Below are 20,538 nucleotides of genomic sequence, written 5' to 3'. Positions count from 1 at the left end.
TCTCGCGCTATTGGCGCGCCGTTTTTCGTCGAGTTTGATCGCCAGGAGACAAGCGCACAGCGACCGCTATGAAGAAGCACAAATGGATCGCTCGCGTGGATATTCCAATCCAATTACAGAGGAACAGATCATGAACAAGGCAACCAGCACATTCATCGCGGCCGCCGCCGCACTCGCGCTGTCGGGCGGTGCTTATGCACAGGCCAACAACACGCTGGCGACTCCGACCGTCAAGTCACCAGCCGAAGCATCGAGCGGCTACGGCACGGCTGGCACCACCAACACTGACAGCGGCACGGGCGCCGCGTCGCCGAATAGCACGAACGCTAACGCGACGGCCGCCACCGGTTCTTACGGGGCTAACAACACGCTGGCGACCCCGACCGTAAAGTCGCCGGTGTCCGGCCAATAACAAACAGCAATTAAGGCTGACAGCCTGGCGCAAGCAAGCGCCAGGCGCTTAAGCGCTTCAATCGCGTAGTGCGCTCTTAAACGAACGCACTACCGAAATCGCCTGAAAAAGCTGCGAATGTCGGCCGCGAGAAGTTCGGGCTCTTCCATTGCCGCGAAATGCCCACCTCGGGGCATGTCGGTCCACTGCACGACATTGAAGACTCGCTCTAGCCATGTGCGCGGCGGGTGGTTAATTTCTTTCGGAAAACTTGCGAAACCCACCGGCGGCAAGACACGTTGTCCGGCGGCGAAACGCATGGGTTGCAACCGGTTTTCCCAGTACATTTGAATTGCGGTACCGATGCTCTGCGTGTACCAGTAGAGCGACAAGTTCGTGAGTAGCTCATCTTTCGAAAACCTACGCTCGATAACGCCCCCGCAATCACTCCATGCCCGAAACTTCTCGCCGATCCACGCAGCCAAGCCGGCTGGTGAGTCGTTAAGCGATGCGGCCAGCGTCAGCGGCTTCGTGCCGTGCATATGCGCATATCCGCCCTCGAGCGCGACCCAGTCACTCTTCTCGCGAAGAAAATTTTGTTCGGCGGCCGTAAGCGGCTCAATCGCGGGGTCGATCGTGGGTTCGTACGAGCCCGGCAGGAAGTTGAGATGTATGCCATCGACCACCTGCTGATATTGCAAGGCGAGCGCGATAGACACCCCCGCACCCAGGTCACCACCCTGAGCGCCGAATCGTTCGTACCCGAGGCCCTGCATCAGCGATGCCCACAGATCCGCCACCTGAAACGACGAAGTGCCCGGCTCAGCAGGAGCCGGCGAAAACGTAAAGCCCGGCAGTGACGGAACAACGACGTCGAAAGCATCGTTCGGGTCCGCCCCAAATGCAGCGGGGTCGCACAACCGATCAACCAACGCATGAAACTCGAAGAACGATCCCGGCCAACCGTGCGTGATCACTATCGGATAGGGCCTGGATCCAACGCCACGCCGATGAACAAAATGCACGCGTCGACCGTTCACGTCGGCCAGGAATTGAGGTTGCTGGTTCAGACCGCGTTCCGCAGCCCGCCAATCGAAACTGTCGGCCCAGTACTCCACCAATTCACGCAGCCATACGGCGTCTGCACCTTGTTGCCACGACTCGGACGGAGTCATAGGCGCCCACCGGCTCGCGCGCAAACGGCGGCGCAAGTCGTCAATCTCACCGTCGGACACGGAAATCTGAAATGGCTCGATGTGCATAGTGCCTCGTCTGGATATTTCAGGGCAGCCGGCTCAGGCGCGAACGCCATTCTGGCCGGCTAGCTTAAGCATAGTTTTATGCAAGAAAAACAGCGAAATGTGCTTATCCGGCCTCGCTCATAAGTCTAGGATGCACTCTCCAATCGACATTCGGGAGATGCTTCGATGGCATCCAGCAAAATTCTTCTCGTCACAGGCGTCAGCAGCGGCTTTGGCCGCGCGCTCGCACAAGAGGCCCTCGCGGAGGGGCACACGGTCGTCGGGACTGTAAGAAATCCGCAGGCAAAGCGTGATTTCGAGTCACTGTCTGCGAATGCTGCTTTTGGACGTGTGCTCGACGTGACCGACTTCGACGCCATCGACGGCGTCGTGGCGGAAATTGAAGCGACCGTGGGACCTGTCGATGTCCTGGTCAACAATGCCGGCTACGGTCACGAAGGCATCCTGGAAGAATCGCCTTTGGCGGAGATGCGCAGACAGTTCGACGTGAACGTGTTTGGCGCGGTCGCCATGATGAAGGCCGTCCTGCCCTTCATGCGTAAGCGCCGACGCGGCCACATTCTGAATATCACGTCGATGGGCGGCTACATCACGATGCCGGGAATCGCTTATTACTGCGGGAGCAAATTCGCGCTGGAGGGCATCTCCGAGGCACTCGGCAAAGAAGTCAAGCCTTTCGGCATTGCCGTGACAGCCGTGGCGCCGGGCTCGTTTCGCACCGACTGGGCGGGCCGTTCGATGAGGCGAACGCCCCGCTCGATTGCGGATTACGACGCTATCTTCGACCCTGTCCGCAAAGCCCGTGAGGAGAAAAGCGGCAAGCAGTTAGGAGATCCGAGGAAAGCGGCGCGCGCAATGTTTGCCGCCATTGCCGCGGATCGCCCGCCCGCGCATCTTTTGCTCGGTAGCGATGCACTGGGGCTCGTGCGAAACAAATTGTCGGCATTGGAGGATGAGATTCGCGCGTGGGAGACCGTTACGGTCTCGACGGACGGCTGACACAAAGTTCGGTGCGCGCCAACCCAAGATATATCGCAAACGTTAGCGCGCAATGCATCGATCGCTATAGCGTATTAAACCGTCCACCTTATGCGTTTTCTCTAGGCCATGTAACAAAATGACATGAATAGTCCTTAGCGTGCTGAGTTCCCTAACAGCCGGAACGGATTGCCATGCATCCCGCCCTCGCGCAATTTCGTCGTCCGGGACTTTCCGCGGGCCCGCGTAACGCCGGGGAATTGGCGCAGGACGTGCCGGCCGTTGACGCCTCAGATTCGAATTCTCTTGTCATGGAGATTTTCTATTCGAGGCGCGACATGGTCAGTCTGGCTGTCATCGAAGACGATCGTCCCATCGGCTTGATCAATCGCGATATTTTCCTGTCGCAAATGAGCAAGCCGTTTCATCGCGAGCTCTACGACAAGAAGAGCTGCATCGCCTTCATGGACAAAGAGCCATTGATCGTCGATGTGGACACCAGCATCGAAGCGCTCACGTTCAAAACGGTCGAAGTGGGCGAGAAAGCGCTGGTCGATGGATTCATCGTGACGCGGGAAGGCCGGTTCGTCGGCGTGGGGAACGGCCTGCGGCTGCTGAGCATCGTGGCCGAACTGCAGGCGGAGAAGAATCGCCAGATCATGCAGAGCATCGAATATGCGAGCGTGATCCAGCAAGCCATGTTGCGCGCGTCGCGCGACGCGCTGTCGAACACGCTGCACGATTCGACGCTGGTCTGGGAGCCGCGCGATGTGGTCGGAGGCGACTTCTATCACTTCGCAACGTTTTCTGATGGCTGGTTCGGCGCGGTCGCCGATTGCACAGGGCACGGCGTGCCCGGCGCGTTCATGACGCTGCTCGCATCGTCTTCGCTATCACAGGCGCTCGAGCAAATCGGTCCGCGCGACCCATCGGCACTGCTTGCGGCAATCAACCGAAACGTCAAAAGCCTGCTTGGCCAGATCAACGGTGCGGGCGATGCCCCGCAGTCCAACGACGGGCTCGACGCCGCATTCTTCTGGTTCGATGCCGGCAGTCAGCAACTGCGGTTTGCCGGCGCGCGGGTCGCGTTGCATGTGCTTCGGCCCGATGCCGCGCAGTTCGAAAGCATTGCCGGCGACCGCAAGGGCGCGGGCTATGTCGACAGCCTCGCTGACTATATTTGGACCCTGCACACGATCGACGTGCCACGCGGCAGCTTGTTGTTCATTTCGACGGATGGCCTGACCGATCAGATTGGCGGTCCGCGCAAGATCGCCTTCGGAAAACGCCGCGCGCTCGATCTGATTCTCGCGCAGCGCGAGAGCGCCCCCTCATCGATCTCCGCCAATCTTCTCGATGCACTCGTCGAATGGCAAGGCGCGCAATCGCGCCGCGACGACGTCACGTTTTTCTTTGCACGCGTTTAAGGTCGTCCACGAAAATGTCTGGAATGCTCGAGCAAAATAGCTGCTTTTTTGAAATCGCACAGCAGCGCAATTTGATTTTTTATCATAAGGGCTACTTTTCTCACAGCATCGTCGCCGCGATGAGCGAGGTTGTGAAGCTGCAGCTGGAAGTGGCGGGGCTCAGCGCATCGACGCGAAGAAAGATCTTCTCGTCGTTTATCGAGCTCTCGCAGAACATCGTTCACTACTCGTCCGACTCACTCCCGCAAGATGGCGGCCAAGGCGGCGCAATACGCGAAGGCGCGATGTGCATTTGCTCCGATGGCGAGCGTCACCTGATGGTATGCATGAATCCCATCGCTACGGTTGCCGTGAACGATTTGCGCGAGAAACTCGAGCCGTTGCGCAACATGTCGATCGAAGAGATCAAGCAGGCCTACAAGATGTCGTTGCGCGCGGAAACGCCTGTCGAGAGCAAAGGCGCGGGACTGGGATTTCTGACGATGGCGCGCGACGCAAGCGCGCCGCTCGAATTCGCCTTTCATCCGCGCGAAGACGACCCTGACACCACGCTCTTTTGCCTCAAGACCATCATCTGATCAAGGTCCGCGTACAGAATGGAAAACTTTTTTATCGCCGCCACGGCAACGTCGCCGGAAGTCGATTTCCGCTTCGACCAGAATGTACTTTCGCTTCGAGGCGAGTCATATCCCGAGAACGCCGCCGCGTTCTATGCCCCCGTCATCGAGCGGCTCAACGCCTGGTTGGGGAGCTGCGAGGCTGCCTCGATTACGGTCGAGGTAACGCTCACGTACTTCAACAGTTCCAGCACGAAGATGCTGTTCAGCGTGTTCGACGCTTTGGATCGGGCCGCTTCGTCAGGCAATCACGTGCAGGTGAACTGGTATCGCGACGAGCAAGATGAAACGATTATGGAATTCGGCGAGGAGTTGCAAACCGACTTCACGGCGATCAGGTTCAATGATTGCCCGGTTGCAACTTGAGGACTGAGGGCGTGGAAACTTCTCAGCGGGACCCATCGAACGACACTGCTCCGGACCTGTTCCGCAACGAAAGCGAAGCACTGGAACGAGCACGGGCGATGGGTGCCGATCCGAACGCGCACGCCGACAGTTATCGCCAGGCGCTGGTCGAACTCGTCCGGCACTACGAGCGCCTGATGCGCGAGACGCGCCGCCTGATCGGGCGTAGCGATCGAGCCGAGCGCGAAATGCATGCGCTCACGCAGGAACTGCAGCATCGCGCGACGCACGACGCACTCACCGGCGCGTTCAATCGAAGCGCCGTGATCGAGTGGACAGTCAAGACGTTGCGCGTCGATCGAGCGGTGATGATCCTGCTCGACATCGACGACTTCAAGAAGATCAACGACGATTTTGGCCATCCCGCCGGTGACGCCGTGATTCTCGGCATCGTGAACTGTCTTCGGGGAATTCTGGGCGACCGGGGCATCATCGGACGCGTCGGCGGTGAAGAGTTTACGGTCGTATTGCCGGGCTCCGACATCACCGGCGCGTTGCAATTGGCCGAGAACATGCGAGCGGCCATCGCCAGTCACGCGTTCCCGGCGCCGGTGACCCGCTGCATCACGGCGAGTTTCGGCGTCAGCGACAATTCAGCCGGCACCGATTTCGACACCGCATACGGCCTCGCCGATGCCGCTTTGTACACCGCGAAGCGCGGTGGCCGGAACCGCGTGGTGTTCGAAGGAAGCACGGATCCGTCGCACGCCGCCAACGTCGACATTCAGCGCTCTACCGCGCCAACCGCCCCTGAAGGAATTCAATAAAGCGCTGCGTTTTCGCGGGCAGCAGCCGGGTTTCCGTGATGGCATAGATCGAAACGGTCGTGCCGCGCCAGCCTGGCAGAACCGGACGCAACGTCCCGCTGGCCAGCTCATCTGCGACGACTTCTTGCGGCATCAGCACAATGCCCCTATCCAGCGCTGCGAGACGTCGAATCATGCCGACGTTGTTGATCGCGAACCGCCCGCGTACCGGCACCGAAGTCGTCCGCTTTCCATCATGCAATGTCCACGTGGCCGCCTTCAGGATCGTCAGGCATTCGTGCCGCGTGAGATCGGCGGGCTTGTTCGGTTCCCCCGCTCGTTCGAGATAGCCAGGTGACGCATACAGGTACGGGGTCAACGACGCCAGCGGCCGCGCTATCAACTGAGAGTCCTCGGACTCGCCTATCCGGATCGCAACGTCGTAGGGCTCACTGACAAGATCGATCCGCCTCGACGTGAGATCGAAATCGAAGCTGATGCCGGGATAAAGTTCGGCGAACTCCACGACGAGCGGCGCCAAGTAGGTCACAGCGAAATCGACCGGCAGCGACACTCGCAGTACACCGCTGGGCTGGACGAGCATGTCGCCGAGCTGTTCGTGGGCGAGGCGGGCTTCGTCGACGATGCGCTTGCACCGCTCAAAGTAAATCAGGCCGGCCTCGGTCAGCTCGATCTTGCGGGTCGTACGATGCAGCAGGCGCAGCCCGACGGTTTTCTCGAGTGCGCTGATTCGCCTCGACACCGTCGAATTCGGTATGTCCAGCGCTTGCGCCGCGTTCCGAAAGCCTTTGGCTTTGACGACCTCGACGAACAAGGCCATGTCATTGAGGTAATCGTCCATTCGCATTGCTCCATCAATGGAGCAATGATATCCGAAAGACCGTCTTTATCTTCCATGCGAAGCAGTCGATGATTCGTCCGTCACCGATTCCATCAATTCAACCAAGGATTCAACCGTGAACAAACTATTCGATTCCATTCGTGTCGGCCGCTACACCCTGCAAAACCGCCTGGTCATGGCGCCGATGACGCGGTCGCGCGCCATGTTCGACGGCACGCCGGGCGAGCTGGCCGTCGAGTATTACGCGCAGCGCGCCAGTGTCGGCCTGATCGTTACGGAAGGGACGCAGCCCTCGGCCGACGGTCAGGGCTACCTGACTACGCCTGGCATTTACACCGATGGGCACGTGGCCGGCTGGAAGCGCATCGCAGACGCCGTGCACGGGAAAGGCGGCCATATGTTCATTCAGCTCATGCACGCCGGGCGCATGTCCCACCCGGACAACACGCCTCACCATCGCCCGGGTGTCGCGCCGTCCGCGATCGCGCCGGGCACGGGCATGTTTACCGTCAAGGGCATGCAGGACATTCCCGTGCCGCGCGCGCTGACAACCGAGGAAATCCACCAGACGGTCGCCGACTTCGCCTTCGCGGCACGCCGCGCGATTGAAGCCGGTGCGGACGGCGTCGAAATTCATGGCGCGAATGCGTATCTGATTCAGCAGTTTTTCGCCCCAAGCGCCAACACGCGCACAGACGAATATGGCGGCTCCATTGAAAATCGCGCGCGCTTCGCCATCGAGGTAGCGAAGGCGATTGCCCAGGAGATCGGCGCTGATCGAACGGCCATCCGCCTGTCGCCCGGCACGACGATGTGGGGTATCGATGAAGGCATCGAAGGACCGGCACTCTACCGTTACCTCGTCGGCGAACTCGACAAGCTGGGGCTGGCCTATCTGCACGTCATGCACCAAGGCAACGAGGCGCTTCTGGAGGACATCCGCAAGCTCTGGACAGGCAAGCTCATTCTGAACCGTCCCGGGCGAGCGCGCGAACAGGTGGGCGCCGACACCGCTGCGGGCATCGCCGACTTGGAAGCCTACGGTTCCATGGTGTTGGCAAACCCGGACTTCGTCGAACGCCTCAAGAACGATGCCCCGATGAACGAGCCGCACAGGGAAGGCTTCTTTGGCGGCACAGAGAAGTTTTACACCGACTATCCGACGCTAAGCGAAGCTGAAGCTCGCTGAGGATGCTGTCAGGGTGTTTCGCTGTCATTTACACGCCTAAGCGTGTAAATGACAGTTCGCTTCGTGCCCATCAACGCCAATTTCCGCTTTGACCGATATCTGCGGAACCTCCAGGCTTCACACCCCAAGCCAATACTTGTCGGACGAAAACTCCGTCGTAACGGGATGCGTTTCCAACGTATAGAAACGCAGATGCCGCCCGTCCAGGTCTTCCGCCGCCAACAGCCAGCCGGTGACACCCGTGAAGACCGGCGAATGAGGAACGCCCATCGACTCCAGATAGTCGTGCCACGCAACCAGTTCGTCGTGCGTCTCGACAGCAAACGTCACCGGGTCGAGCCCCGCCTCGCGCGCGGCTTTTTCAGGCGACGCCCGCAATTCGAGGTACGTGCCGAGGCTTTCGACTTCGAGGATATAGGCGAAGAGCTCGCCGCTCGGAAGCCGATGGTCGAGCTCGGGAATACGCTTCGCCCCCAATGCCATCGAATAGAAAGCAAGGCTACGGTCCAAATCCGACACATTGAACTTGAGGTGATGAATTCCAGCGATAGACGGGCGGTTCATGGGTTTTTGCCTTTTACACAAGAACAGTTGCTTTCGAGAATGCGTGCCTGCGCCGAACGCATGTGCAGTGCCTGCCTCAGCCGCGCGAACAACACCGGACCTTTTTGGGCCCTTACCGAGCCCTCCGCGTTTTCGGCGTCGCGCATAGCCGGCCCGAGCATGAGAAAAATCGCGGCCGCGACGACGAATAACACCGCCGACATCGCCAATGCCATCGCATACGCACCGCTGCGGTCATGGACCACGCCGTACGCAATGCCTCCCGCCGCGATGCCCGTATAGAAGAACGCCGCGAGCCCTCCATACACCGCGCCGTAATGCCTGAGCCCGAAGAGACGCGCACAGAAGAACGAGAGGAAATCGAGCTCGGCCCCGATGCTCAATCCGATCAGCAGGACCGCGATCAACGCCATCGCGACGTGCGAACCGCCGAACATCCAGAGCAGCATGCCGAGCGCGGCAAGACAAAGCGCGGTCGCGGCGACTCGCTCCGGACGGAACGCATCGAGCGCGCCGCCGATAACCAGCCGGCTCACCAACACCGATGCGGCAAGCGCTGACAACAAGAAGGGGGCCGTGTGCGGCGCGAGCCCTTTCTCGATGACGATGGACTGGAACTGCGACACAAACCCGAGCGACGCGACGCTCAAACCGAAAATCGCCGCGCCGAGCAGCCAGAACGCGCGCTTGGCGGCAGCGGCGACTAGGCGGTCGCCCGCCAACGTATCCGGCACGCTTGTACGCTTGCGCACCGGCCCACGGCTCAGTGCAAACGCCAGCAAGCCGCCGACGAGCACCGCTGCGGCGAAGAACTGATAGCCGCCTCGCCAGCCCCAATGCCTCAAAACGGCGGCGATGACGGGAGGCAGGATCATCGCGGTCAAACCGATACCCAGCAGCGAAAACGCCAGCGCGGTGCCGCGCGACTTCCTGAAGCGCGTCGAGATGGTCCGCGTATAGCTCACGGGCCCGGTCGCACAGCCGAGCACATTGAGCGCGATGAACGCCGCATAGAACATCCACAACTGGCCGTTCATCGCCGAGAGCCAGACGAAGCACGCCGACATGCAGAGCGCCGAAAGCACGGCCACGCGGCGCACCCCGAACCGGTCGAGCAACAGTCCCGCGAAAGGCAGCACCACGGCGGTGACAGGAAGCGCGATCAGCGAAACCGCGGCGGCCGCCTTCGACCAGCCGAACTCGTGTTCGAGCGCACGAAAGAAGAAACTCGAAACGGGGTTGTAGACGCCGATGCCGAGCCCTAGGCCGATCATCGCGCCGAGCAAGTCGCGCCAGCCGCTCTTGAGTTCGTCGAGGAATGCGCTCATGCCTGATCCTTGCCAGACAGCGGCGATGAATCGTCCACGTCTGTCTCCAGTTGCTGCACGCCTGCTGCGATCTTTTTTGCGCTCTTGAGCATCGCAGCAAGGTGTTGCCGCGCGGCTTCTTCCGGCCTCAACGCGCTTGCGATGAACGTCATGTTGATGCAGCCGATCACGCGGTCTTCCAAGACGATGGGTACTGCGATCGCCCCGGTTTCGGTGGGCGCCTCGCCGTATCGCAGACCATATCCCTGCTCTCTTGTGCGCTGAAGCAGCGCTTCGACCTCGGCGGGACGTTCGAGCATTTCGTTGCCCGGCTCCGGCAGGCGCGAAAGATTGGCGAGGATCTGCTCGCGTTCGTTGTCCGGGCAAAACGCCAGATACGCCCTGCCCGTGGCCCCCTGCAGCATCGGAAAGCGCAGGCCGACCACGCCGCGATCGATCGTGAGCGGACTCGATTGACGTGTCGTCTCGCGAATCCACATCGCGTTGTTCATGAAGGTGCCGAGATCGACCGGCCACAGCACCTTGCGCTGCAGCGCGCTCAACACCGGCCGTGCGACTTGCGTCACCCAGTCTTCGTCAGAAAAGCCCTGCGCGAGCGTGCGCACGAGCATCGTCAGGCAATAGCGCTGCTGACGCAGATTGATGGACACGTAGCCCGCCGAGCGCAGCGTTTCGAGAATCCGGTAGAGCGCGGGCCGCGAGATGCCGGTCGCGGCAGACAGTTCGGCGACCGTCGCGCCGTTGCGCACATTCAGCGCCCTCAACACGGCGATCGTCCTGAGCGGCCCGCGCATCAGGCTCGCTTCGTCGTTGGAGCGGGTGGAGCGCTTCGGCTTCGCGTCTGAGTTCATGGCTATCCATCCGGATGACAGCACGGTTGACTGCGCCGGATCATTCTCGCACGCGGGTTGTTCGCGGTTAAGCGTGTACATGGCCCCTCTCCGTCGGCTAGCGGATCATCTCGCGGCCCGGATGAGCGCGCGGATATTGCCGGATATAACGAATGCCGTAAGCGAGGAAACGATCGGACGCGGTCAGGTTGTCGCGGCGGAAGCTCAGCGTATCGAAGATCGGCGCGTCTTCGTTCACGAGGCGCAGCGAGTAGTCGCGCGACTGCGCGAGCAGCGCTTTCAGCTCCCTGCCGCCTTCCACAGTCGAAGCCGCAGGCGTCGCGTTGACGAGGAATCCCTGTGTGGCGTTCTGCCCGACCGGACACAGGCTGTGCATCAGATAGAGCTTTCGTCCCTTGGTCTCGCTCGCGATCGTCACGGTGTTGACGCCCCACAGCCTGCGCTTTTGCATCACGTCGCCGAACTCCGGCGCGGTGACTCGCGCTTCGTAAGACAGCGTGTGTTCGCGCTCGCGCACGCAGTCGTGGTCGACCTCGATCGGCATGCCGTGCACGACGCGGAAGTGCTGAAGATCGAAGCTGTTCAAGAAGACGATGGAGCTGTCGACACGCATCGGCAGCGGATTGCGAAACGCGTCGATCACAAGCTCGGTTTCGCCTTCGTCTTGTTCGAAGTGCGGCGCCGCGTGCAGCGGCGTGTCGCCGTTGAACGCCCAGATGATCCCGAGCGACTCCGCCGTCGGATAGCTGAACAGCTTGGCGTAGGGCGGCGGCGGGTCGCCGGCCGGCACTTCGACGCATGCGCCGGTCGTGTCGTAGCGCCAGAAGTGGAACGGGCATTGAATTCTGTCGTCGACGAGGCGCCCCACCGAAAGGTCCGCGCCGAGGTGCCGGCAGTACGCGCTCTTGACGTGCGCCACACCGTCGGACGTGCGATAGACGATCACGCGTCCATCGAGAAACGGCGCGCCGATCAGGCTGCCCCTAGGCACCTCGGACGACAACGCGACCGGATACCAGCATTGATGAAACTCGTCCGCGCCGCGAAATTCGATCTTCGTGCCGCGACCTCGCGCGTCGACCAGCGGGACCGTCTTGGCGGCCTCGCTCGAAACTGTCTGCTCAGTCATCTTCGTCTCCACCCATCTTCGTCATTCGGCTCGAAGCAGAACGAGCTTTGTTGGTTCGTTCGTCCGTGCCTGTCGTCGTTCAGCCTCTCAATCAGGCGTGCAGCGTCAGCCGAGCAGCGCTTCCCGGTAATCTGCCGGGCGCCTTCGTGCTTCGGCGATTTCCACCTCCAGATAACCGACCTTGTCGATCTCCGCGCGAATGCGGTCGCCCGGCTTCAGGAATTGGCCGATCGAAGCGCCGGAGCCCGCGCACGAACCGGTAAAGACGATGTCGCCGGGTTCGAGCGTGATGAAGCGGCTGATCGTGGCGACTTGCTCGTACACGGAATAGAGCATGTCGGACGTGGTGCCGCTTTGCTTGATTTCGCCGTTGACGTAGAGACGCAAGCCCAATTGCTGCGGATCGCCGACGAACGCAGCCGGCACCAGCACGGGCCCCACGGGCGCCATCTCGTCTTGCGCTTTTGCGCGCACGAGATCGATGCCCACGGCCGAGCCGCGGTCGAACAAATCGCGGCAGGTCAGGTCGACGCCGACCGTATAGCCCGCGATGGCAGCCTTTGCCGAGTCGAGATCGGCGTCGGTGAGCCGCGCGCCCATCACGACCGCCAGTTCGATCTCCCAATCGAATTGCGCGGTGCCGGGCGGAATCGCGACCTTCGCGCCGGGTCCGACGATCGAGGTCGTCGGCGGGCGCAGAAACATCGGCATATTCGGCCAACGCTCTGCGGGCAAATTGAATTCGCGAAGATGGTCTTTGTAGACGGCGCCGACGCAGATGAGCTTGTTCGGAAAACGGATCGGCGTGGTGAGCTCGGCATCGGCGTGCGATACGTAGCCGTCGGACGATGGATTCATCGTTTCGCAACGCAGCGCCGCGTCGACGATCGATGGGTAAGCCGTGTCCCAGCGGTTCACGACTTCGCGCAGGCTCGTGTCGAAGCCGGCTGCGAGCCGGTCCAGCCGAAAGTAGCCGTGCGGCAGCGCGATGGCCGCGCGTTCTCCGTCCACGGTACAAAGATTGGCGAGTGCAAATTCCATAGCGGCCGTATTCCTGAAATCGATTGACGCGCAGCGCGTCGAATTGATTTCACTGTACGAGGCCGCCAGGGGCCCATCAACGGCAATTTCCGCTTTGTCCGATGAGCGGACAGCGCACGGCTAGCGCGACACGATCAGCCGCATCTCGGTTGGCGCCCCGCCTTCGCGTGCGATATCGCGCGGCGTCACGCCGAGCAGCCGCTTCATCCAGTGCGCCATGTGGCTCTGATGCGCGAAGCCGACTTCGAGCGCGACCTGGCTCGCGCTCAGGCGGCCTTGCATCAAGAGCGCCTTCGCGCGCTCGACGCGCCTCTGCACGACATGCCGATGCACGGGCACACCGACGGTCTCGCGAAACAGCACCTTGAAATGCGGCACGCTCAGTTCGACGAGCGCGGCAAGCTCGGTGAGCGTCAAGCGTTCGTCGAGATGCGCTTCGATGTAGTCGATGACGCGCGCCGCCGCGCGCGGGCTCAGCGTGCGGCGCCGCTCATCGCGTGACACCGACGCGCCCGCGAGCCGCACGACCATCGCCGTGCACAGGCTCTCGGCATACAGCGGATCGGATGCGTCCTCGGCTTCGAGTTCCGCGCGCATGGCCCAAGCCAGATGCTGGAGGCGCGGATCGCGAATCTGATACTGATGCCGGATTTGCGCGTCGGAGGCGCGCAGGCCGAGTTGATCGAAGGTGTTGCGGACGAACTCGTCCGTCATCCAGATGTGCAGCACCGTGCAGCTCGCGTCATCGCTCCATTCGCCCTCGAGGCCCGCGGGAATCACATCGGTATCGCCATGCGCCTGGATGCGCACATAGCGCTTGCCGTCGCACCGGCAGTCCGCCCTGACCGGCGCACCCACGTGCACGCCAACGCGATGCACAGGCAGCGCCGGAATGCGATGCAAACCAGACGCGATGCCCAGCATTTGCGCGCCAAAGCCTGACCAGCCAAGCGATGCGCTCGAGCGCAGGCTCACGCGGGCGGCGGAATGAGGGATCAAGGAGGAGGTGACGGCATTCATCGCTTGCGCCTTTCGATCATCGGATTGCGCATTGTGCTGCGGTTTACGTTTTCCTGCTGAGGGCCATTTAGCGCTCGCCATGCGCCGCCATGCGTAGGTCGTCATCCGAATCTGCTTTCGAGCATCCTTGCCTGTGCGTATCCGCCTCCGGCGAGGCTTACGCTTGGCTCCGTGTCATGAATCGAGGAGTCGAGTGATGTTTGTGATTTTTGGAGCTTCCGGGAAAGTGGGACGCACCTCCGCAGCGGCGCTGCGGCAGGCAGGTCAGCCGGTGCGTGCTGTCGTGCGCAATGCAGAGCAAGGCGAGCCGCTTGCGGGTATCGGTTGTGAAGTCGTGCTAGGCGATCTGATCGATAGCGATTCGGTCTCGCGTGCACTCGACGGCGCGCACAGTGCGCAGATGCTGTGCCCCGTAGTGCGCGGCGACGCCGAACCCGCCGAAGCGATGAAGCGCATGGTCGACACGGCAGCCAAGGCGTTGAGCGCGCATCCCCATCTGCATGTCGTCGCACTATCCGACTATGGCGCCGAACTTGATGCGGACACGGGCATCACGATGGTCTTTCACCATCTCGAAGCGCAGCTCAAGCGCGTGGTGCCGCACCTCACGCTGCTGCGTTCGGCCGAACATATGCAGAACTTCGCGCGCGTCATGCCGGTCGCGCTCGCAACGGGCGTGCTGCCGAGCTTTCATCATCCTGTCGAGCGGACGTTTCCCATGGTGTCGGCTCATGACGTCGGCGTCGTCGCGGCGCAATTGCTGCTCGAACGCAATGTGGCCGATGCGGCCCGCGTGGTGAGTATCGAGAGCGCTCAGCGCTACAGCCCGAACGATATCGCCCACGCGTTGAGCGAAGCGAGCCAGCGCGATGTCGTCGCGCGTGCGCTGCCACGCGACCAATGGACGCCGACGCTGCTGCGCGCAGGGCTCAACGCGAATCACGCGCAGCTCATCACCGATCTCTACGACGCGACGAACGCGGGACGAATCGATATCGAAACGGGTGTCGGCGAGCGGCGTTTCGGCGCGACGACGCCGCGTGAAGTGTTCGCCGCGCTGACGCCGGCCCTCGTTACCCGTTGAGAGGGACCATCGCATGCATACGTGTCCTTTGCTGCGCATCACGCTGGACGCTCGGCGCGAACGCGATCCTGCACGCCGCGACGCCACGCGCACGCTCTACGGTTTCGCAACGAGCGTGGCCGAGCGGATGGGATGGCATAGCCTGGAACAGTTGCTGGCCGCGATCCCCGACAGCAACGACGACTTCGCCGCTTAGAACAACGTCCTGATGCCGACTCGCGCCGCCGCTTCGTGTCCGTTCGACGAAGCGGGCAGCGTGAGGAACATGGCGTGCGCGCCGCCGTTGACGCTCTGGAACGATGCGCTGACGTACACATCCGTTCTCTTCGACAGGAAGTAATCGAGAATGACGGCGACGTCGTGCCAGGTCGACGGCGACATCCGCGTCAGCGAATAACCGGCGCTTGCCGCCAAGGTCGGCGTGATCAGGACAACCTCGCTCATCTCATAGCTGCGCATCGTCGCCGACGCGCTCGGCGTCGAGATCGTCGTATCGGTAAAGATCGCGCGTGTCGAAGACTGGCCGAACGTCACGCTGGCCACCGCTTCGATGTTGCGCATGTTGCTCGCCACGAAGGTGCCCGACGGAAACGACGAGCCCAATGAGGTGCCGATTTGCGCCACCGGCGAGAGCGTCATGTCGTGGACGTTGTTATACGCGAACGCCAGCGCCACGATCCCGCCGGTGTATTGCGCGCCTGCCGCGATCACTCTGCCGTTGCCGGCGCTCGACGGATCGGCGCCGAACGCGTACAGCGCCCCCATGCTGAAGCCCGGCAACGGCGACACCGCGTACTTCACGGAGTTGTTGATCCGCAGCGAGCCGCCGAGGTGGTCGTAGTCGCCGGGATGGAACGCGTAGGCGCCGATTCGGGCGCCGATCGAATACTGCGTGATGTAGTCCCACACGAAGTCATATTGCCGGCCGAACGTGAGCGTGCCCCACTTGGGGTTGCTCAAGCCCACGAACGCCTGCCGTCCGAACATCAGCCCGCTTTGCGAATCGGCTCCCGTATTCAGCGAGAAGCCGTTTTCGAGCTGGAAAATCGCCTTGTTGCCGCCGCCGAGATCCTCCTTGCCCAGAAACCCGAAGCGACTCGGCTGGATAATGCCGTCGTTCGCAAGCACCTCGCTTTTGCCGCCGACATTCGACACATAGCTGATCCCTGTGTCGATCAATCCGTACAGCGTCACCGCACTTTGTGCGTGAGCAAGGCACGGCAACGCCAGCGCAATCGCAATTGCGAGGGACTTCTTCATTGAGTGTCTCCGATCGTTTTTTTAACGCCTGGCGTCATGTCGTATGCGCCGGCTGTGGTGTGAGTTCACTCTATGAGCGGGTGAATGGCCCATCAAGACGAATTCCGGATTCGTCCGGCAGGCGGACACGCTGCGCCGCTTGAATGCCTGCTCGCGGGCTTTCTTCTTCGATGTGCTTGCGGGGTCGGTCGGCGGAAACGTCCGTTGCGGACGTTGGAAGGTTCAGATGATTGGCTGCGTTCGCTGGGTCACAGTCGAGTCGCCCATCGATATGTCACGATCACGCACTGCGGCCGGCCGGACACTCTCGACGCCGGCCGCATCGTGTCGCCATCACGGGAGAGCCCCATGCCTACGCTCTATTCCTATCCGGACCTGTTCGGCGTCGCCGACAACAATCCGTTTGGTCTGAAGGTCTATGCGTTCATGCGCTTGTGCGATCTCGACTTCGAGCACAAGCACATCCTCGATCCGAAAGACGCGCCGCGCGGACAGTTGCCGTATCTGGTCGACGGCAAAACATCGATCGGCGACAGCGATACGATCATCGCCTACCTGAAGCGCAAGTACGATCTGCGCATCGACAGCAAGCTATCCCCGGGACAATCGAATCTCGACTTCCTGGTGCGGCGCACGCTCGACGACCTGTATTGGCCGATGAGCTTTTCGCGCTGGCGCGACGAGCGCTTTCGCCCGGCGTTCTGCCATGCGTTCATGGCGGCGCATCCCGAAGTCCCCGCGAGCGCGCTCGAAGCTGCAAGCGAGTACAACCGGATGCGGTATCACTATCAGGGCATTGGCCGCTACGAGCCGGATCAGGTGTATGAGCGCGGCATCGGCGATCTGCGCGTCGTGGCCGATCTGCTCGGCGACAGCGGGTTTGTCTTCGGACCCGAGCCGGCCACGATCGATGCCGCGATCTATGGCTGTGTCGCGAACATCTACTACTACGACATCAATACGCCGCTGAAGGCCTACGTGCTGTCGCGGCCGAACCTCGTTCGGCATTGCGAGGCGATGCACGCTCGGATCGCTAGCCGGTAATACGCGTCACGCGCCGCCGAAGCGGCGGCGCGCTGCGATGCCTCTAGGTAGTCGCGATCAGAAACGACTCGCCGCTCGACGGCCGAAGGCCATCGGTTCGATTCGCGAAGTACCGTTGAATGAGATCGTTAGTGGAGACATGCTGGGCCTCGCGGAAACCCGCCTCTCGGGCCAATGCCAGCATCTCCGGCGGGCTGAAGAAACTGACGAACGGCGTCCCGGCCGCTTTCGCGCGTTCATAGACCATCTGATGCTGCGCCCGGTCGTCCGGATCGATGAGTTCCAGCGGCAGCAAGAACGTCATCGCCAGCGTGGAGCCCGGCGCGAGCTTCGCGATCTGACGCAGCGTCGCGAGGTTGGCGTCCCGCGTGAGGTACATCGAGACGCCAGTGGACACCACCACCGCCGGCTGCGCGGCATCGAAGCCGGCGGCCGCGATCTGCTCCCACCACGACTGCCCCGCTTCGAAATCGACAGGCACGAGCCGCAGCCAATCGGGAATGGCGAAACCCGTTTCGATCAGGCGTTGCCGCTTCCATGCTTGCGCGCCGGGCTGATCCACCTCGAATACGCGCATGCGCGATGCGATCTCCGGCTTGCGCTGAGCGAAGCTGTCGAGGCCGGCGCCGAGAATGACGTACTGTGCAACGCCCTTGTCCACTTGCTCGGCGACCAAGTCCTCGATCACGCGCGCCCTTCCCACGATGGCCGCCCGATACCCCATGGTGCCTTGCGGGTGCATGTCCGGACGATTGCGCCAGCCTTCGTCCGGCGCGGCCAGCCGCAGGCCGATCTCGTCTTCGAGCACATGCGGCTGTGAATCGATTTGAACGTGCATGGCGCGCCATAGCGCAACGCGTACCGCTGTGCTGTCTGGCTGCGCTGTGTGCTTTTCCTGCATGAGTTATTCCTTTTTTGTTGATGGCTTGCCGTAGTTCTGAGCCAGGTAGTTCACGATGGTCTCCACGTCTTCCTTAGGAATCGCCGCACCATATATGTTGATCATCTTGGCGACCGTCGCGCTCCAGCCCGCCTTGTTCAGAAAGGGCGAGTTCATCGGAATATAGTCGAGGCTGTGACAGGCGGCACATTGCATCACTTTATCTTTGCCCGGTCCTTCTTTCAGCACAACCTGCGATTCCTGTGCCGCGGCGACATCGACAAAAAGGAACACAAGCGACAACGCGACGGGAATCACGTGCGTGAGCGTGTTCATATCACCTCCACATACAAGCGCTGGATCACATTGTGGTGATAGCCCCCGGGATTCTGAATGAGTTGCTCGACCTGTGTTTCCCCGGAGCGACTGGTGGCGCGCGCCATCACCACAATCGAACCGCGCTCGCGTGTCGGAACGGCGAGCGTGAATTCACGGAACGAGAATCGGCCAAGGTCTCGGCCCAGTTTTGCGCGCTGCCAACTCGCGCCAAAATCGGTCGACACCTCGACGCTGTCGATGCCCGCACCGCTATCCCAGGCAATTCCTCTCACGTCGATCGGCTTGCCGTGCGGAATCTGCTGCCCGTTCTTGAGCGAAGTGATCAGCGAGTTCACTACCACGGTGGTGATCGGCTCAGTTGCACTCGTCACTTGCGATTTGAAACTCGGCGTCTTGAACTTGCCGCGCGGCAGCCGATACGCGGTGCTCATCCAGAAGCTCTGCTCGGGTTTGGACACCACCCTGACGCTCATCAATTGCTTGACCCAGTAGGTGCCGGTCCACCCCGGCACGACGAGACGCGCGGGGAAGCCGTTCCAGTGCGGCAGCGGCTTGCCGTTCATTTCGAACGCGACCAGCGTGTTCTCGTCGAGCGCAACGTCCACCGGCAGCGATTTGACGAAGGCGGGGGTCTTATCGATAACCGCATGATCTGCCGGGCCAAACACGACTTCGAGCGCATCGCTCTTTACGCCCGCCTTGGCGAGGATGTCCTTCAGGCGCACACCGCGCCAGACCGCGTTGCCCATGGCGCCCACGCCCCACTGCACACCGGCGACGTGCGGGTCGAACAGGCCACGGCGGTTGCCCGAGCACTGGCACACCGCTGTAATCTCGGCCGGCTCGAAATCCTTCTTGAGTTGATCCAGCGTGAATGCGAGTTCGCGTTCGGCACTTTCGCCGCCGACATTGAGCCTCCAATCGGCGGCTTGCACCTCCGCAATCCCGGCCAAGTGATAGCGCACAAAGAACGCGTCGTTCGGTGTAATTGGTGTGTGGAAATAGCCTATCGGCGTCTCGAAGTTGGGCGGCCGATAAGTCTTCTTGATCAGCGGCATCTTGTCCGGCAGTGCGTACAGATGCTGTTCGGCAAGCGCACCTTCGGGAATCTCTGCGAAACCCAATGCCGCCGAGCTGCCTACATCGGCAGCCAAAATCCGCAGCGGTCTGAGCGCCGCAAGGGAGCCGGCTCCGACCAGTAATTTGCGGCGCAATCCACTGTTAAGGGACTTATTCATAGAAGCGCTCCGCGGGCTGATAGCCGGAGCTTAGTTCACGCGGGTGGACAGGCAAACTAGGGTTTTCGGTGGACCGTTAACGATATTGCGCAACGCGCTGCGAGACGGTTGGAAAACATGCGTGCGCATCCAACACGCCTACCTGCGTCAAGAATCAGCGACACCCGCCGTGATCCGCATCAACAAACCTCCAAAGCGATTCGCAAAACGGCATTTCAAGATGTGCATCAAGCGTTTTGTGATAGCGGCTTAAGCCGCTCCGCGTTCGTGTCGCAAAACTCTGCGTCACCCCCATTCCTTTGGAGAGTTTCGTTCATGAACACCAAGACGTCCAACCCCGCCGCGCTAGGTCTCGCCGCTTTCGCGCTGACGACGTGGCTGCTCAGCATGATCAACGCCGGCTGGTTCAGCGGCGACTCGATGAACATGGTGCTCGCCGTCGCGCTCGCGTTCGGCGGCTCCGCGCAAGTGATTGCCGGGATCGCGGAAATCCCGCGCGGCAATACCTTCGGCACCACGGCATTCGTGAGCTATGGCGCGTTCTGGTGGTCGTTCGCGCTCTTCGTGCTGTTCCTTCACGACAAGGTGCCCGCCGCGTTCGTAGGCTGGTATCTGTTCATGTGGGGCGTGTTCACGCTCTATATGTGGGTCGCGACGTTCCGCTCGCCGCGCGCATTGCAGTTCGTGTTCCTCGCTCTGTGGATCACGTTCTTCCTGCTCGCCGCGGGCGAATGGACCGGCCTCGCCGCGCTGCACTGCGCAGGCGGCTATGCCGGTCTCGTGACCGCGGTGCTCGCGTTCTATCTGTCGGCGGCCGAAGTCATCAACGAAGCGCATGGCCGCACGGTGCTGCCGGTGGGCGTCGTCGCGAAAGGCTGATACC

General features: G+C 61.6%; 23 protein-coding genes. 11 read left to right on the top strand and 12 right to left on the bottom strand.

Annotation, left to right across the window (positions count from 1 at the left end; translation table 11 throughout):
- Positions 1-130 precede the first annotated feature (130 nt).
- Positions 131-412 (top strand): hypothetical protein, encoded by a 282-nt coding sequence (locus tag AAHK20_RS14395; RefSeq protein ID WP_449182132.1) that lies wholly within the window; start codon positions 131-133, stop codon positions 410-412.
- A gap of 89 nt (positions 413-501) precedes the next feature.
- Here the strand turns inward: AAHK20_RS14395 and AAHK20_RS14390 are convergent, their stop codons facing one another.
- Positions 502-1,653 carry an epoxide hydrolase family protein gene (locus tag AAHK20_RS14390; protein ID WP_449182131.1) on the bottom strand — a complete coding sequence of 384 codons (1,152 nt, stop codon included), beginning with the start codon at positions 1,651-1,653 and terminating at the stop codon, positions 502-504.
- 165 nt (positions 1,654-1,818) lie between these two features.
- On the opposite strand from AAHK20_RS14390, the gene AAHK20_RS14385 reads away from it, so the two are divergent.
- The 5 genes from AAHK20_RS14385 to AAHK20_RS14365 all read left to right on the top strand — a co-directional run bounded on the left by AAHK20_RS14385 (position 1,819) and on the right by AAHK20_RS14365 (position 5,847).
- Entirely contained in the window at positions 1,819-2,652 is an 834-nt protein-coding gene (locus AAHK20_RS14385; RefSeq protein WP_449182130.1) for an oxidoreductase, read from the top strand.
- 290 nt (positions 2,653-2,942) lie between these two features.
- A complete protein-coding gene (locus tag AAHK20_RS14380) occupies positions 2,943-4,058 on the top strand; it encodes a SpoIIE family protein phosphatase (protein ID WP_449182129.1) in 1,116 nt (371 codons plus the stop codon).
- Positions 4,059-4,072: 14 nt separating this feature from the next.
- Entirely contained in the window at positions 4,073-4,636 is a 564-nt protein-coding gene (locus tag AAHK20_RS14375; RefSeq protein WP_449182128.1) for a SiaB family protein kinase, read from the top strand.
- 18 nt (positions 4,637-4,654) lie between these two features.
- Complete coding sequence (locus AAHK20_RS14370; protein ID WP_449182127.1) at positions 4,655-5,041, top strand: DUF1987 domain-containing protein; 387 nt, start codon at positions 4,655-4,657, stop codon at positions 5,039-5,041.
- Between the two features lie 98 nt (positions 5,042-5,139).
- Positions 5,140-5,847, top strand: coding sequence for a GGDEF domain-containing protein (locus AAHK20_RS14365; RefSeq protein WP_449182234.1), 708 nt, complete (start codon positions 5,140-5,142; stop codon positions 5,845-5,847).
- Here AAHK20_RS14365 and AAHK20_RS14360 read toward each other — a convergent pair.
- On the bottom strand, positions 5,813-6,688 hold the full coding sequence (locus AAHK20_RS14360; RefSeq protein ID WP_449182126.1) for a LysR family transcriptional regulator: 876 nt from the start codon (positions 6,686-6,688) through the stop codon (positions 5,813-5,815). The two genes, AAHK20_RS14365 and AAHK20_RS14360, sit on opposite strands and share 35 nt — an antisense overlap.
- A gap of 115 nt (positions 6,689-6,803) precedes the next feature.
- Here AAHK20_RS14360 and AAHK20_RS14355 point away from each other — a divergent pair, with 115 nt between their 5' ends.
- Complete coding sequence (locus tag AAHK20_RS14355) at positions 6,804-7,877, top strand: alkene reductase (protein WP_449182125.1); 1,074 nt, start codon at positions 6,804-6,806, stop codon at positions 7,875-7,877.
- 117 nt (positions 7,878-7,994) lie between these two features.
- Here AAHK20_RS14355 and AAHK20_RS14350 read toward each other — a convergent pair whose 3' ends face one another.
- From AAHK20_RS14350 to AAHK20_RS14325, 6 genes are all read right to left on the bottom strand, one after another.
- A complete protein-coding gene (locus AAHK20_RS14350; RefSeq protein WP_449182124.1) occupies positions 7,995-8,441 on the bottom strand; it encodes a VOC family protein in 447 nt (148 codons plus the stop codon).
- Entirely contained in the window at positions 8,438-9,769 is a 1,332-nt protein-coding gene (locus AAHK20_RS14345) for an MFS transporter (protein ID WP_449182123.1), read from the bottom strand. The genes AAHK20_RS14350 and AAHK20_RS14345 overlap by 4 nt, the downstream gene beginning before the upstream one ends.
- Positions 9,766-10,620, bottom strand: coding sequence for an IclR family transcriptional regulator domain-containing protein (locus AAHK20_RS14340; RefSeq protein WP_449182122.1), 855 nt, complete (start codon positions 10,618-10,620; stop codon positions 9,766-9,768). Before AAHK20_RS14340 ends, AAHK20_RS14345 begins: the two co-directional genes overlap by 4 nt.
- Before the next feature lie 97 nt (positions 10,621-10,717).
- Positions 10,718-11,749 carry a Rieske 2Fe-2S domain-containing protein gene (locus AAHK20_RS14335; protein WP_449182121.1) on the bottom strand — a complete coding sequence of 344 codons (1,032 nt, stop codon included), beginning with the start codon at positions 11,747-11,749 and terminating at the stop codon, positions 10,718-10,720.
- A 105-nt stretch (positions 11,750-11,854) separates the two neighbouring features.
- Complete coding sequence (locus AAHK20_RS14330) at positions 11,855-12,790, bottom strand: fumarylacetoacetate hydrolase family protein (RefSeq protein WP_449182120.1); 936 nt, start codon at positions 12,788-12,790, stop codon at positions 11,855-11,857.
- A gap of 120 nt (positions 12,791-12,910) precedes the next feature.
- On the bottom strand, positions 12,911-13,810 hold the full coding sequence (locus AAHK20_RS14325) for a helix-turn-helix domain-containing protein (protein ID WP_449182119.1): 900 nt from the start codon (positions 13,808-13,810) through the stop codon (positions 12,911-12,913).
- Between the two features lie 196 nt (positions 13,811-14,006).
- Here AAHK20_RS14325 and AAHK20_RS14320 point away from each other — a divergent pair, with 196 nt between their 5' ends.
- Both AAHK20_RS14320 and AAHK20_RS14315 read left to right on the top strand, forming a co-directional pair.
- Positions 14,007-14,894 (top strand): NmrA family NAD(P)-binding protein, encoded by an 888-nt coding sequence (locus AAHK20_RS14320; protein WP_449182118.1) that lies wholly within the window; start codon positions 14,007-14,009, stop codon positions 14,892-14,894.
- Between the two features lie 13 nt (positions 14,895-14,907).
- The gene (locus tag AAHK20_RS14315; RefSeq protein WP_449182117.1) at positions 14,908-15,090 is read left to right on the top strand and encodes a hypothetical protein; all 183 of its coding nucleotides are present in this window, start codon (positions 14,908-14,910) and stop codon (positions 15,088-15,090) included.
- Here the strand turns inward: AAHK20_RS14315 and AAHK20_RS14310 are convergent.
- Positions 15,087-16,154 carry a porin gene (locus AAHK20_RS14310; protein ID WP_449182116.1) on the bottom strand — a complete coding sequence of 356 codons (1,068 nt, stop codon included), beginning with the start codon at positions 16,152-16,154 and terminating at the stop codon, positions 15,087-15,089. The genes AAHK20_RS14315 and AAHK20_RS14310 overlap by 4 nt on opposite strands.
- A 348-nt stretch (positions 16,155-16,502) precedes the next feature.
- Here AAHK20_RS14310 and AAHK20_RS14305 point away from each other — a divergent pair, with 348 nt between their 5' ends.
- Entirely contained in the window at positions 16,503-17,198 is a 696-nt protein-coding gene (locus AAHK20_RS14305) for a glutathione S-transferase C-terminal domain-containing protein (RefSeq protein WP_449182115.1), read from the top strand.
- Positions 17,199-17,241: 43 nt separating this feature from the next.
- Here AAHK20_RS14305 and AAHK20_RS14300 read toward each other — a convergent pair whose 3' ends face one another.
- The 3 genes from AAHK20_RS14300 to AAHK20_RS14290 are packed head-to-tail and all read right to left on the bottom strand — an operon-like array spanning position 17,242 to position 19,655.
- Entirely contained in the window at positions 17,242-18,099 is an 858-nt protein-coding gene (locus tag AAHK20_RS14300) for a class I SAM-dependent methyltransferase (protein WP_449182114.1), read from the bottom strand.
- A gap of 3 nt (positions 18,100-18,102) precedes the next feature.
- A complete protein-coding gene (locus AAHK20_RS14295) occupies positions 18,103-18,414 on the bottom strand; it encodes a cytochrome c (RefSeq protein ID WP_449182113.1) in 312 nt (103 codons plus the stop codon).
- Entirely contained in the window at positions 18,411-19,655 is a 1,245-nt protein-coding gene (locus tag AAHK20_RS14290) for a molybdopterin-dependent oxidoreductase (protein ID WP_449182112.1), read from the bottom strand. Before AAHK20_RS14290 ends, AAHK20_RS14295 begins: the two co-directional genes overlap by 4 nt.
- Positions 19,656-19,970: 315 nt before the next feature.
- On the opposite strand from AAHK20_RS14290, the gene AAHK20_RS14285 reads away from it, so the two are divergent.
- Positions 19,971-20,534, top strand: a complete 564-nt coding sequence (locus AAHK20_RS14285) for an acetate uptake transporter (protein WP_449182111.1) — start codon at positions 19,971-19,973, stop codon at positions 20,532-20,534.
- Positions 20,535-20,538 lie beyond the last annotated feature (4 nt).

Source organism: Trinickia camelliae, from assembly GCF_053525655.1.
This window is presented reverse-complemented; position numbering and strand designations above follow the sequence as displayed.